The following is a 14,660-nucleotide window of genomic DNA, read 5'->3' on the forward strand; positions in this document are numbered from 1 at the left end:
TCATTTTGGCTCCTCTCTCAATAACTTATGGAAAACAAAAATAGCAATTGTACTGACTCCGACAATGAGTAGCGAAGCCTGAGATGCCTCCATGATTCTTTCATCACTTGCATATTGAAACGCTTTTGTTGCAAGCGTGTCGTAGTTAAATGGACGCAAAATAAGTGTTAACGGTATCTCTTTAAGTATATCGACAAAAACAAGCGTAAATCCACTAATAATAGCGCCTTTCATCATCGGAACGTCTACTTTGAAAAATGTTCGCATACTGGTAGCCCCTAGCATACGCGAGGCATCACGGAAATCCGTACCGATTTTATCGAATCCGGATTCAATCGAATTATAACCGATTGCAAAAAATCGGATGACATACGCACTAATAAGCATGAATAAACTAACACTTAACACAAGTACAGAATCTACACCAAAAAACTGATAAACAGGAGCAAGGAACTTATCTAGTGCGATGAATGTCGTCACGACGGCTACCGCAATAACTGCTCCCGGTATGGAATAACCAAGGATTGTCAGCTTAGGTAACACTTTTGCCAGCCGATGATGCACGATGCGGCTAAAGTTTCCGACGAGTAACGAGAACACAATGATGAGCGCCGCACTTAGTCCAGCAACGGTCACTGAGTTTTTTGTATACGTGAGCACTTCTGCCATCGGAACTTTGCCAAATGTGAGAATAACCCAATCTATCAGTTGGATAATCGGAATGAGAAACGCAATGCTAAAGATGAACAAAGTGTAGGCTGTCGCAAACCTAGCTGCCTTGCCACGTAGTTTAACGAGCGGAAGCGGCCTAACCTTTGTCGTTGCATAACTATATTGTTTGCCGCCGCGTAGCAACCGTTCAATGATTAGAATGAAAATAACGATCCCCATCAGTGAGGCTGCGAGCTTAATGGACGAATCCAAATCTCCAAGCCCAAACCACGTTTGAAAAATTGCGGTACTAAACGTTTGGATACCGAAATATTTTACAACGCCATAGTCATTGAGAACTTCTAAAATAACTAGGCTGACACCACCAATAATAGACACACGCGAAATCGGTAAAACAATTTTGAAGAAAATCTCCCATGGACCTTTGCCAAGAGTCCTGGCACTTTCAATTAACGACGCAGATTGATGCGACAAGTAAATTCTGGTAATCATATAAACATAAGGGTACAAAAACAATGTATAAATAAAGACCGCACCCGGTATATTCATAATATCAAAAAATGCCGGATTCGGCGTAATATCAAACTGATTACGGAGCGTCTTTTGAATGACACCCGTATAATTGATAATGCCGTGATACGTGTAGGCTCCGATAAACGGAGGAATTGACAAAGGTAAGATGAGTGCCCACTTCATAAAGTTTCTTAATGGAAAATCATATTGGGCAATAAGCCAAGCGAGGCTAAGACCAATCCCAATCGTAAACACCGCTGTAAATAGCACGAGCGTTAGCGATGTTTTTATGTAGTTGAAGAGCATGTATTCCTTAATATGCGCCCAATTGTCACTTGCCTGTGAAAATATCCCCGACACAATCGACACATTCGGTAAAAACAGCAAGATGATTATAAGTACTGCGCTAATTGTCCACCCGTTTACGCTCGCCAAACGCCTGCTCATATCAAAAAACCATCCTTTTCCATTTCCACAATAAACCCCTTACCGCAAATACGGCAGGGGGCTTACTCTTTATTTCCAACCTACCTCATTGAAAATCATAATTGCTTTTGCATTATGTTCGCCAAATGTGGATAGTGGAATATTTTGCTCTTTAAAGTCTCCCCATGATTTCAGGAGTTCAGCTGGTTCCACATTTTCGTTGACAGGGTATTCGTAGTTTGCTGCTGCAAACTGACCTTGCGCTTCTTCCGCCGTCAAGAATTCAAGTAGCTTTAGCGCGTTATCCGCATTAGCCGATCCATTGACAATTCCAGCCCCACTTATATTGACATGTGCGCCTGTAGTATCTTGGTTCGGGAAGAATACGCCAAGATTTTCAGCAACTTTCACTTCTTCTGGTTCTTGGGAATTAAGCATTTGGCCAAAATAATATGTGTTTATAATCGCAATATCGCCAATACCAGCAGCAATTGCTTTCGCTTGGTCTCGATCGCCACCTTGTGGACTTTGTGCAAAGTTATTTACAATCCCTTGCGCCCACTCTTTTGCTTTTTCTTCACCATTTATTTCAATGAATGAAGCAAGAAGTGACTGGTTATAAACACTTTCAGAAGAACGAACAAGAACTCGTCCTTTCCAAACATCCTCTGCCAAAGCTTCATACGTAGATAACTCTTCGGGTTTTACTTTATCCTTATTATACACTAATACACGTGCACGCTTCGTTAAACCGATCCACATATCTTCGTTATCACGGAAATTAGCAGGAACTTGCTTCGATAATATGTCACTTGACACAGCTTGTAGCAAACCATCCTCTTTTGCACGGTATAATCTGCCAACGTCAGCCGTTAAGAAAATATCTGCTTTTGTAGCTGCTCCTTCACGTTTAATGCGCTCCAGAAGTTCGTCTGCATCACCTTTAATAACATTCACTTTAACGCCTGTTTCTTTTTCAAATTGTTTATAAAGTTCATCATCGACATCATAATGTCTGCTCGTATATAAATTCACTTCACCTGATTTTACTGCTGCTTCTTTATCTGTGTTTTTACTATCGTCTGTCGTATCTGTCGTGCCTTTACCGTTACATGCTGCAAGTATGAGTACCATAGCGACAACAAGTAACACCAAATTTTTCTTCATAGTTATTCATCTCCAAACCCTTTTTTAATTGAAAATGATTCTCAACACTTTCCAAGAATATAACGAATTCAATCCTGTGTCAACAATTAATCTGCGAACGGTAGCGTAAAACAGAAAAAACCATAGATACCCACACAGGAATACAAAATAATCGCTGTGTTGGGTTTATCTATGGCCTAAAAAGATTGCTATAAACAACAGTTGGTGCTTAACTCACTTATAAGACAACCTGATCCTCTAGGTTCCTCCATAAATGATGTGCTTCTCTTGCAATATGCTCTAACAAATCAGGCGGAGCTGTTGTGATCGCGGCACAGGATTTGATGAGTGCGCTTAATTCTAATTTAAATGCTTCCAATGCTTTGGCTTCTTTAATAACCATCTGGTTAAAAGTATTTAATACTGGAGAAACTTCGTTGCGCGGCTGACGGAGTATGGTTTTAAGTGCATTTGCTTGGAGGAATAAGTTCTCAAATTTTCTTGTCATCGCTCTTACTTGGTCATGCAGTTCATAGTTAGAGGCATCTACATAATGGCTGATGAAAATTAAATGATCGACCATTTGTCTAAGCCAAAAATTATTTTCATGGATTGTCGCGTTCGCCGGAGTGACATAAGCACCTGTTTCAATTAATTTAAAAACCTTCTGCGCCTCTTCTGCCTCACGAATCATGTGGTCGAGTAAAGATGTGGGGGTTGAAATAATGACTTCACAATGAAGCGCCTTATCCATCGTATGAACGAGTAAATCATGGAACTCATGCGTAGAACTTTTTGCCTCGTCGAGTAAAGCTTCAATAGAACCTGTTTTCGACTCCGCTTTTTTGAATATCATGCCCATTCGTTGGGTCATGCGCTGATTTGCACGAGCCAGCTCCAGCTCATGATGACTAATTTCCCGGTCAAAAAATTCACCATGCTCAAAATTATTACGCACCCAAAAGTCGATAATTCCAAAGGTATCCCTTTCATAGTTATCTGTGTAAGGCATAACCCACCTCTTCCATGTTAGTAGTAGCCTTGTATGCTATGCGGGACTGTTAGATTTTATGTGAACGGTTAAAATAAAACGGTTGTTGTTTTAAAGATCTATACGCAATTTCTCAAGGAATAAATCAGACTTTTCTGCACATGATACATTCATGGAGGTGATCAATCTTGCAAAATAATAAAAATAAAAACGAAAACAAAAACAAAAACTTGAACAATAACCCTATCAAAAACAAAGACCCTAAACAAAATCAAGACGCAAGTAAAAACGATATGCGCGGGGAATTTGGCGAAACATTTGACATCGAACGATTAAAGGATCAAAAAAACAACAGTCAAAAACGTAATAATAATGATTTAGATCCGGGAAAAAGACACTTTTAACTTGATTCAGCAAATGTATTTGTACCGTAAGCGAAACGGCAGTTACAGAAGTTCTCTACTGTAATCATTACAAATGCGTATGACTAAGAATCACTTCTTAATCATACGCATTTTATTTACTTCCCACGCCTATTTTTTCCATCGAGTCGTAACGGACTACTGACCATGCGTATTCTTTCCATGACACGCGCAGCTTTCACCGCTTCTTTTTCACCGCGTTGAGTATACGTCAAATGATGTTCTAGCTCTTCATAACTAAAATTCGACGTGAAAAACGTTGGTAATTTTTCGGCCATTCTATATTGCAAAATAGTCCCCAGTACTTCATCACGTGTCCAAGCAGACATTGTTTCCGCACCGATATCATCGAGCATAAGCACTTGCGCTTTTTTTACAAAGTCAATTTTTTCATTAAGCGTCTGATCTTGAATGGATTGTTTTATTTCACGTAAAAATTCCGGTACATAAACAGCAACTGTACGAATTCGACGGTTCGCTAACTCATTCGCTAAAGCACCTAAAATAAAGGACTTTCCAATCCCAAAGGGGCCGTATATATACATCCCCTTTTCAGGAAGCTCGCCTGTTTCATCAATAGCATTCAAAAAGTCTTTTGCTACGCGCACAATTCTTACTCGACTATCATCGAAAAACATATCAATATTTTGCAGTCTAGCCTCCATGACATCCTTCGGCATATAAAAACTGTCTATCATCTTGGATACATTTCTACTTTCTTCATCTATAAGCTTATTTTTACATTTCATATATTCCACGTCTATCAAACCACGTGTTAGGACTAATTTCGGTTCAAACCCTTTTAGTAAATTCACACAGCCCCCAAGATCTGAACACTTTTCACAATCATGGGAAGCTGAAGCGTAATCATATAGTTTCGCTAAACTACGATCAACGACATCCTTATCAATTGCATCTGCATGATCTGTTAAAAATTGCTGGACACCTGGATTTTCCATCACTTCATTACGTAATTCCTCGTAACGTGCAGCAAATGCTGGTGCTTTTACGACGCGTTTCATCGTATCTCCGATTCTTTCCATTTTACTCCACCCCGTCTCCTGTTACGCCTAATTCCTTCAATAGTCGACGACGTTCCTCGTCGACAGCTGTTGATTCCTTCTTCTCTTGCTTGTCCTGCGTTTGCTCTTTTTTATAAAACCATTCTGGCACTTGCTCTTCACGTGTTGGTCTTCTTTGTGCTGCCGGCTTTTGACCTTCGTTTTTCCACTTCGTATACTTATCATGCTCTTGCCGAGCCAATTCCATAGCAGCTTCTGCCGTCTCTACTTTTTTATTCGCCCAATGGGAGGCAATTCGCTCCACATACTTGTTCGTCAGCTTCCCATCATTACGGAGATAAACATATTGTAGCAGCGTATTGACCACGCCATAGGACAGCTCATAGGTATTGACTAGCCTTTCAGCTAACTCCACATCCACAGATAATGGCTCCTTGCCACCCCTTAATTCACGGAGTATATCAATTGGAGATGTATTTTCGAGATAATAGGCATTTTCATCGCCCCGTGATTTTAGTTCAACCTGTTGTCTAATTGGCTCCTGTACAAAAACTTTTTGCAATTTGGGCGGCTGTTTTGTTACATTCATCTTATAAAATTCAGCAGCTGCTTTGCGCAATCGTTCTTCCGGCAATTTAAGATCCTCATCAAGTGCCATCATCACAACTTTTTGCATGTCGAGTGGATTGAGTGTATACAAAAATGCTAGTTTTGCGATCATCAGCTTGGAAACAGTAGACAACGCGGATTGAGGAACCATTTGCTCAGACAATCCAGACCGTAAAAGATCAAAATCAAAATCCGTCTGCATAAAAGGAACACCGACCGGCTCATCACGGCCTTTAAAATCAACAACTTCATCTACATCAATACTAGTTCCTTTTTGAATAGGTGTATACACATCTAAAAACGTCCTAGATATATCCTCATAGTTATTGTCCTGCTTCACATCCAAGGAAAATCGAGCACGTAAGCCCCGATACGCCTGCTCCCCTATTTTACTAAATAGAAATGTCGACAGTAAAGGGTCCGCAAAAAAAGCTTTGGCATCAAGTGGTGGCAATAGTTCGTACAAAAATTCTCGAGTATCACCACTTTTTTTTCGGGATGTTCGCAATAGCCCAATAGCTTCGAGTGAAATACGAGCTTCAAAAACGGGGCCTAGCGGCATCGTTAAAATATTCATCAGGTGATAGTGATTATAGACCAAATTCTCATGCTGCTCGGCATCTGCCCATAATGTCATAAATAGGCTCATAGCATCCCGACCAATAAGTGGTTGATAGAATAACGTAACTAATTGGCGATCATAATCCGTAAACGGGTGTGCCAACATGATTGTATATGCATCAATTGGCTGAAGTTCCTTGTAGAGGTATGCCATCGCGGCTCCTCCTTCCTTTCTAGGTGACTAATGATTGAAGTAAAAACTATTCATTTTTTGAACGCTGTTGCAACCGTTGGAGCTCTTCAATGAAAACTGTCACATCTCGATATTCACGATAAACCGATGCAAATCGGACATAAGCCACTTCATCGACATCTGCTAATAATTTCATCACCATTTCTCCGACTTCATCAGAATTGATTTCCGCGACACCCGCGCTTCTCAGTTCTTTTTCGATGGAATAAACGATTGATTTCAACTCCTCAAGAGATACAGGACGCTTCTCACACGCACGGATAAGGCCTCGTAGCACTTTCTCTCCACTGTACTCTTCTCTCGAGCCATCCTTCTTCACAACAACGAGTGGTGTTTCTTCCACTTTTTCAAAAGTTGTAAATCGGAATGAACATTGTTCACATTCCCTACGACGACGAATCGATCGATTCTCCTCAGCCGGTCTAGAATCGATGACCCGAGTGCCATTGTATTGGCAAGCTGGACATTTCATAATATGTATCCTCCGATTTTTCATAAATATATTTAATAAATTACGCCTCAACGCAATTACGTCTAAATTCATACGCAGGTTTAATAGTTAGTCCGCCACTCCTAAAATGGAGTGTTTCGAATGTATCAAGTTAATTATAACAGAACATTAGCGAGAACATCAGAAAACAATGCAAAGGTAAAAAAATCCTCCATCAATTTGATGGAGGATTCATGATTAGGCTGCAAGAGCAGTTTGTAAGGCTTGGGCTACCTTCTTTGTTAAGTCGACAACGCGTGCGGAGTACCCCCACTCATTATCATACCAAGCGAGCACTTTTATTTTTCGGTTGCCCATGACAATCGTTGACAAACCGTCAATAATTGCAGAGTCTGTCGTTGTGTTGAAATCAATGGACACTAGCGGTTCCGTCGTAAAACGCAGAATACCAGTCATCGCTCCAACAGATGCTTGTTTGAACGCCTCATTCACCATTTCAACCGTAACATCCGTTTTCACATCTACAACGAGATCAACAAGTGATACGTTCGGCGTTGGTACACGTAATGCCAAGCCGTGGATTTTTCCTTCCAGTTCAGGAAGCACAAGTGATAACGCTTTCGCAGCTCCTGTAGAAGTTGGAATAATCGACTGTGCACAAGCACGTGCACGACGAAGATCCTTATGTGGATTATCTAAGTTTTTTTGGTCATTCGTAAACGCGTGAACCGTCGTCATCAAGCCGTTTTCAATCCCAAATGTATCATTCAATACTTTCGCTACCGGCGCTAGACAGTTCGTTGTACAGCTAGCATTCGAAATAATATCATGTTTTTCAATATCAAGCTTGTCGTCGTTAACTCCCAAAACGATTGTTACATCTTCATCTGTACCTGGTGCAGAGATGATAACCTTTTTCGCACCCGCTTTTAGATGAAGTGCAGCTTTGTCGCGCGAATTGAATTTACCCGTCGCTTCAATCACAATGTCTACACCTAGGTCTCTCCAAGGCAGATTGAGCGGATCACGATCCGAAACAATTGTGACACGTTTTCCATTGACAATTAGCGCATGTTCGTCCGCAATCACTTCACCATCAAATGATCCATGATTCGTATCATACTTGAGTAGATGAGCAAGAGTTTCTGGTGCGTACATCGCATTCACCGCTACGATCGTAACATCTTCCTCCATAATCATTTGGCGGAAAACCATCCGTCCAATCCGACCAAAGCCATTAATCGCTATAGAAGTAGTCATCAAAACCAGTCCCCCTGCATGTATGTTATACTCTTAATTGTTATTCGTTAATTAGTATAACACATTCGAAAGAAAAACAATGATTTTGTCAGCATATTTATTAAATTTCAGTTTTCAGAATGCTATTCAAGGCGTCACTTGCCATCTCAGCAATACTTGTTCAAGCTGTAACTCCGTCTCTTCCAGCGTTCCATCATTAGATAAAACCGCGTTGGCTCCCTGCTTTTTAATCTCCATAGACAATTGAGAACGTATTCGTGCATCTGCTTCTTCTTGCGATAACACATTTCGTGCAATAAGACGTTCTTTTTGAATTTCAGGTGAAACAGCAACGACAATGATTTTATCGACGAATGATTGGAGCTTACTTTCAAATAGCAAGGGGATATCCATAATAACTGTATTTGCACCATTCGATAGCCACTCTTCTTTTTGACGTAGCATTTCGCGACGTATGGCTGGATGAATAATACTATTCAGTTTTTCTCGTTCCTTATCATGTCCGAAAATACGTACACCTAATTTTTCACGGTTAAGTGAACCATCCTCATTGACAATATCCTTACCAAACTGGCGACTGATTTCAAGCAAAACAGGACTGCCCGGCTCAACAACAAGCCTGGCAATCTCATCCGCATCCACAATTGGGTATCCTCTTTTTCGTAGCATGGCAGACACTGTACTTTTTCCGCTAGCAATGCTACCCGTTAAACCAATAATCATCCGCGGTCTCCTCACTTTTGACAGGACGGGCAATACACCGATGTCCTACCCGCAATTTTTAAGCTTGCTGTTTCCGTACCACATGCACTGCATGCTTTTCGTCCATACATTTTCAGGCGATCCTGCATTGTCCCCGCTTGTCCATCAATATTACGATAATCGGAAATCGAGCTCCCACCTGCATCAATGCTTTCCTGCAATATATCCACAATGACCTGAAACAATTCTTTTTTCCGCGCTATACTCACTCGTTCAGCCGTTCTCGCAGGATGCATATGCATCTTAAACAATGCCTCTGTTGCATAAATATTACCGCAACCAGAGATCACTTGCCCGTCCATGATGACTTCCTTAATCGCCTTTCGTGCATACTTCGGCGTAGCGGCCATCTCTAAGAAGTGTTGACATGCTCCATCCACGAACGGTTCAGGCGCCATTTTCAATAAAGGCGGGTGATCAGCTTCACAGCCAATAAGTCGTAACTCACCAAATCGGCGTATATCTGAATAAACAAGGAGTTCCCCGTCATCCATCGTTAAAATTATATGGACATGCTTCCGGAATTTCAGCTCCACAATGTCATCTACAGAGCCGACTGTGAACCATGCCCCCGTCATGCCTAAATGGCTAACAAGGAGGCATGTCTGCCCATTTTTTAATAGATGAAAATAAATATATTTGCTACGACGTGTGACATTAGTAATCGACATACCGACTAAATCACTCGCAAGGTCTTCTGTTGTAATCCCCTTCACAATCGTTTCTTTCCCTAATTGCTTAGACTGTATAACCGTATCTGAAACGGTTACTGCACAGATTGTCCTGCCCATCGCGATGGGTGCAAGCGCACGGACAACCCCTTCTACTTCTGGTAATTCAGGCATGCCGCTCCCTCACTTCGTTTCGTACCAAGACAATCCAAATGCCCAATCGACTTTTAACGGCACATCGAGTGCAATAGCCGATTCCATTACTTCTGGTACAATTACTTTTAATTTTTCAATTTCATCTTCTGGTGCTTCAAATATTAATTCATCATGCACTTGTAATAGCATACGCGTCTGCAAACCTTCTACTTCCAGCCTTGCCGCCATATCAATCATTGCTTTCTTAATAATATCGGCCGCACTTCCTTGGATTGGCGTATTCATAGCTGTTCTTTCGGCAAAACCACGTAAATTGAAATTCGAGCTCGTAATATCTGGTAGATAGCGACGACGATTCATCAGCGTAGTGACATATCCCGTCTGCTTTGCGTCTGCAACGATATCAACCATATATTGTTTGACACCTGGGAAGCTATTGAGATAGGTATCAATAAATTTAGCCGCTTCTTTTCGAGTAATGTTCAAGTTTTGTGACAGCCCATAATCACTGATACCATAAACAATTCCAAAGTTAACCGCTTTTGCAGCACGGCGCATATCTGAAGTGACAGACTCTTTGTCAACTCCAAATACATCCATTGCTGTTTGCGTATGAATATCTACACCGGCACGGAATGCTTCAATCATTTTGGCATCCTGTGACATATGGGCAAGTACACGCAACTCAATTTGGGAATAATCCGCTGCAAATAAATACCAGCCTGGCTCAGATGGAACAAAGGCTGCCCGAATTTTCCGTCCCTCTTCCAGGCGAACGGGAATGTTTTGCAAGTTCGGGTTGATGGAACTGAGTCGGCCAGTTGTTGTCAGGGCCTGTTGGAAACGTGTATGGATTTTTCCATCGTCATGAATCTCTTTAGATAACCCCTCTATATAGGTCGAATTGAGTTTACCCAGCTGGCGATATGTTAAAATCAAGCTAATAATTTCATGCTCATTTTCAAGCTTTTCCAAGACATCTGCCGCAGTTGAATAGCCCGTTTTTGTTTTTTTAATCGGTGTAAGTCCAATTTTTTCAAATAAAATAACGCCCAACTGCTTCGGTGAATTAATATTGAATTTGTCACCGGCCGACTCGTAAATAGCTGCTTCTAGCTCCAATAATTTTGCAGTTAAATCGACTCCAATTGCTTCTAATGTCTTCAAATCGGTTTTAACACCAGTCGATTCCATTTTACTTAGAATCTTTGCTAGTGGGAGTTCGAGCTCGTGGTACAAATCATATAGGTTATTTTCTTTTAACTTTTCTTCAATCAATGGACGTAGCTTCCAAACTGCCTGCGCTTTCCGACTGGCAGTTTCCGCAACTATCGCTTCAACCGGTACTGATTTCTTTGCTCCCTTACCATAAATCACTTCATCGGATTGTACGTCCCCATAGCCGAATTCACGTGCAATTGAAGCAACATCTGTAAACGTAGACGATGGGTTGACGATGTAGGAGGCAAGAAGAAAATCAAACTCGAATCCATCTGCTTCCAATCCACGCTGCGCTAGTGAGACCATAGTTGCTTTTGAATCAGATGAATACTTCTTTTTAGCTGGATTCTTCAACCAATTTTTAAATACATCAGAATCTAACGCAACTGGGAGAGGAATGAATAGCGTGTGGCTATCATCTGCCACACTAATTCCTAAAATGTCGGCAGTCAAATAGTGTTCTTCAATCATTTCAAGATGGATTGCCATTTCATCTGTCAAATCCGCTTCTGATAGCGTGGATGCGATTGTCAGTTCAATTTCCTCTTGTGGTTCTTCCGCTGCTTGTGGCGCAATTTTTTCAAGAAGTGTTTTGAATTTCAGCTCCTGATAAATACTTATAACTTTGTCCAAATCTGGACCCTCATAAGACAAATCATCAATTGTTACCTTGATTGGTGCATTGACTTCAATCGTTGCAAGTACTTTACTCATATAAGCTTGCTCTTCATTGTCCGTCAAATTCTCTTTAAGCTTTTTGGCAGTAATCGCATCAATCGATTTATAAACATTTTCAACTGATCCATACTCTTTCAATAGTTTAAGGGCTGTCTTCTCACCAACACCTGGTACTCCAGGAATATTATCAGATGCATCACCCATTAAACCTTTCATATCAATGATCTGATGGGGCTCAATGCCGTATTTCTCGCGCACATGGTCAGGTGTATATTTTTCAATATCTGTCATCCCTTTACGGGTAATGTACACAGTCGTATGACCGCTTGCTAGTTGCGTCAAGTCTTTATCACCCGAAATGACAACAACTTCTGCTTGATCTGCATCGCCTGTTTTGCTCAGCGTGCCAATAATATCATCTGCCTCGTACTGGTCCAATTCATATTGAGGGATCTGATAAGCCTCTAGTAGCTTCCGCAAATAAGGGAACTGCTCGGATAATTCAGGCGGCGTTTTCTGACGCCCTCCCTTATATTCCCCGTATGTCGAATGCCTAAATGTTGTTTTGCCAGCATCCCAAGCCACCAGTATATGGGTCGGCTTTTCATCCGCGAGAATATTTTGTAGCATCATTGTAAAACCATACACCGCGTTCGTATGGATTCCGTTATCATTTGTTAGTAAAGGCAAAGCGAAAAAGGCACGATAAGCCAAGCTATTGCCGTCCAATAGTACAATTTTCTTTGTCGTCATATTCAATCCACTCCTCTTTATAAGACATCATCTGCATTTATCTTACCACGATAGGCATAGTAAATGAAAATGCCTGCATGGCGGGCTTTCCGCTAGCCATGCAGGCATTCCATTATTCCAAGTAACCCGTTAACACTTTCGCATACGGGGAATCGGCTGGAAGAATGATCATTGTGTCATCACCGATCGTTTTCGAATAAGATTGGAGAGTACGATATAAATTATAGAACTCGGGATCTTTTGAAAAAGTATCATTATAGATTTTTGCGGCTTCTGATTCACCCTCAGCATGAATAATAGCAGCTTCCTTTTTCGCTAAGGCAAGCATTTCCTGCACTTCACGATCTGTTTCTGCTTCGATGCGTTGCTTTGCCGCATCCCCTTCGGATAAATACGTTTGAGCAGTCGATTCACGCTCAGAAATCATCCTCGTGTAGATGGACTGTTCGTTTTCTTGTGGAAGATCAATGCGTTTCATGCGTACGTCAACCACTTCGATACCATAATTTCCTTCAGCGAGAAATTCATTGACTCGTTCTGTTACCCTGTCATTTAAACTCCCTCGCGAAGAATTCTCATCATTGACAACATCTACATAGTCAAGCTGTCCAAGCTCTGTCCTTACAACTGAGTAAATGAACTCTTCCATTCTCGCTTCAGCATTGACGATGTTTCGTGCATTTGAAATCATATCACCAGGATCTGTAATTTTCCAAACAGCATAGTTATCAATAATAATACGCTTTTTATCTCTTGTATTTATTTCCTCTTCTGATACATTGAACGTCATTTGGCTTTTTGGTAAGGTCGTGACACTTTGAATGAATGGTATTTTTATGTTGATACCTGGCTCGTGGACAGTACGCTTAATCTCACCGAATTGACGGACGACGTGATATTCTCCTTCTTTGACGACGAAGACATTGGCGACTAAAATAATTACAAGCGCGAATAGAGTGGTCCAAAAAAGCGTCAGCTTCACATATTTCTTTACTTCTATCGGTGCTTTAGGTTCTCCAGTTCCCTTTTGTTTCGCACGTTGCTTTTCTAATAGCTTACCCTCAATTGTTTTGAATGGATTGTTATCGTTTGCCATTAGTTTCCGCCTCCTTCTTTAGCTGATTCTACTGGTGGAGGTGTTTGGTTTTCCAGTTGTTGCAACGGTAAATATTTCACCGTTTCCCCTTGATCATTCATAATATAAATTTTCGCTTTCGGTAATACTTGCTCAAGCGTTTCAAGGACTAATCGTTGACGTGTAATTTCTTTATTTTTCATATATTCCGTGTGCAGGTTGTTAAAAAGGGCAACATCACCGCGTGCCTGTTCGATACGAGCTGTTTTTTGCCCTGCTGCCCGCGATTTGATAGCGTCACGCTCCCCCTGCGCTTCATTCTTTTTCTGATTTTCATATTTTTCCGCTTCGTTTATTTTCGTATTTTTCGTTTCTCTGGCATCTGTCACTGCCGTAAACGCCGCTCGAACTTCTGCATTCGGAAGTTCAACATCCTGCAGTTTCACACCTTGAATCGCAATACCAATATCATATTTTTCAATAAGTGTTGAAAGCAGTTCACGTGTCTGCGCTTCGATTTCAGCTTTACCGTCTGTTAACGCAGCATCTATCGTCGAACTTCCGATAACTGATCGAATCGATGCAGACGTTGCATCAGAAAGAATTTCCTTTGGGTCTTGTGCATTGAATAAATATTTTTGTGGCTCGGTAATTTTCCACTGTACGACAAGGTCTGTCAGGACAATATATTCATCCCCTGTAATCATTTTTGTTTCTTTATCAAATGATACAAGTTCCCCACCCGGATCTTGCTTATAACCAAATTGAAGACTAAACGTTTCCTTCGAAAGTATTTCTACATTCTGAATTGGCCAAGGTAGTTTGAAATGCAGTCCCGAATCTGTAACGGGTGTATCTGCCTTTCCAAAAGTGATTACAACAGCCTGCTCTGACTCGTCAACTGTATACCACGTTGTAAAAGCAATAACGATAAGTAATAAAGCGGCAATCGCCATACCGACAATAACTGAAATTCGGCGTGTACTCATTTTAAAGTCCCTCCTTTTATGTATATCTA

At 41.1% G+C, this 14,660-nt stretch carries 13 protein-coding genes; 1 reads left to right on the top strand and 12 read right to left on the bottom strand.

Annotated features, from left to right (window positions below; translation table 11 throughout):
- The 3 genes from R2B77_RS01970 to R2B77_RS01980 all read right to left on the bottom strand — a co-directional run bounded on the left by R2B77_RS01970 (position 1) and on the right by R2B77_RS01980 (position 3,769).
- Entirely contained in the window at positions 1–1,632 is a 1,632-nt protein-coding gene (locus R2B77_RS01970; RefSeq protein WP_203246685.1) for an ABC transporter permease, read from the bottom strand.
- A gap of 69 nt (positions 1,633–1,701) precedes the next feature.
- Positions 1,702–2,778 (bottom strand): Fe(3+) ABC transporter substrate-binding protein, encoded by a 1,077-nt coding sequence (locus R2B77_RS01975; protein WP_203246684.1) that lies wholly within the window; start codon positions 2,776–2,778, stop codon positions 1,702–1,704.
- Between the two features lie 217 nt (positions 2,779–2,995).
- Positions 2,996–3,769 (bottom strand): DUF2935 domain-containing protein, encoded by a 774-nt coding sequence (locus R2B77_RS01980; protein WP_203246683.1) that lies wholly within the window; start codon positions 3,767–3,769, stop codon positions 2,996–2,998.
- A 167-nt stretch (positions 3,770–3,936) separates the two neighbouring features.
- Here R2B77_RS01980 and R2B77_RS01985 point away from each other — a divergent pair, with 167 nt between their 5' ends.
- The gene (locus tag R2B77_RS01985) at positions 3,937–4,152 is read left to right on the top strand and encodes a hypothetical protein (RefSeq protein WP_203246682.1); all 216 of its coding nucleotides are present in this window, start codon (positions 3,937–3,939) and stop codon (positions 4,150–4,152) included.
- A gap of 116 nt (positions 4,153–4,268) precedes the next feature.
- Here R2B77_RS01985 and dnaI read toward each other — a convergent pair whose 3' ends face one another.
- From dnaI to hflK, 9 genes are all read right to left on the bottom strand, one after another.
- Positions 4,269–5,213 (bottom strand): primosomal protein DnaI, encoded by a 945-nt coding sequence (gene dnaI, locus R2B77_RS01990; RefSeq protein WP_203246681.1) that lies wholly within the window; start codon positions 5,211–5,213, stop codon positions 4,269–4,271.
- Position 5,214: 1 nt separating this feature from the next.
- Complete coding sequence (locus tag R2B77_RS01995; RefSeq protein WP_203246680.1) at positions 5,215–6,576, bottom strand: replication initiation and membrane attachment family protein; 1,362 nt, start codon at positions 6,574–6,576, stop codon at positions 5,215–5,217.
- A gap of 46 nt (positions 6,577–6,622) precedes the next feature.
- Positions 6,623–7,087 (bottom strand): transcriptional regulator NrdR, encoded by a 465-nt coding sequence (gene nrdR, locus R2B77_RS02000; protein ID WP_203246679.1) that lies wholly within the window; start codon positions 7,085–7,087, stop codon positions 6,623–6,625.
- 216 nt (positions 7,088–7,303) lie between these two features.
- On the bottom strand, positions 7,304–8,326 hold the full coding sequence (locus R2B77_RS02005; RefSeq protein WP_203246678.1) for a glyceraldehyde-3-phosphate dehydrogenase: 1,023 nt from the start codon (positions 8,324–8,326) through the stop codon (positions 7,304–7,306).
- Positions 8,327–8,452: 126 nt separating this feature from the next.
- Positions 8,453–9,049: a dephospho-CoA kinase gene (gene coaE / locus R2B77_RS02010; RefSeq protein ID WP_203246677.1), complete on the bottom strand. Its 597-nt coding sequence runs from the start codon at positions 9,047–9,049 to the stop codon at positions 8,453–8,455.
- An 11-nt stretch (positions 9,050–9,060) separates the two neighbouring features.
- Positions 9,061–9,933 (bottom strand): bifunctional DNA-formamidopyrimidine glycosylase/DNA-(apurinic or apyrimidinic site) lyase, encoded by an 873-nt coding sequence (gene mutM, locus R2B77_RS02015; protein WP_203246676.1) that lies wholly within the window; start codon positions 9,931–9,933, stop codon positions 9,061–9,063.
- A 9-nt stretch (positions 9,934–9,942) separates the two neighbouring features.
- Positions 9,943–12,567: a DNA polymerase I gene (gene polA, locus R2B77_RS02020; protein WP_203246675.1), complete on the bottom strand. Its 2,625-nt coding sequence runs from the start codon at positions 12,565–12,567 to the stop codon at positions 9,943–9,945.
- A gap of 112 nt (positions 12,568–12,679) precedes the next feature.
- Positions 12,680–13,663 (bottom strand): protease modulator HflC, encoded by a 984-nt coding sequence (gene hflC / locus R2B77_RS02025; protein ID WP_203246674.1) that lies wholly within the window; start codon positions 13,661–13,663, stop codon positions 12,680–12,682.
- A complete protein-coding gene (gene hflK, locus R2B77_RS02030; protein WP_203246673.1) occupies positions 13,663–14,631 on the bottom strand; it encodes an FtsH protease activity modulator HflK in 969 nt (322 codons plus the stop codon). The genes hflC and hflK overlap by 1 nt, the downstream gene beginning before the upstream one ends.
- Positions 14,632–14,660 lie beyond the last annotated feature (29 nt).

The sequence above is a fragment of the Sporosarcina beigongshangi genome, from assembly GCF_033485195.1.
GTDB lineage: Bacteria > Bacillota > Bacilli > Bacillales_A > Planococcaceae > Sporosarcina > Sporosarcina beigongshangi.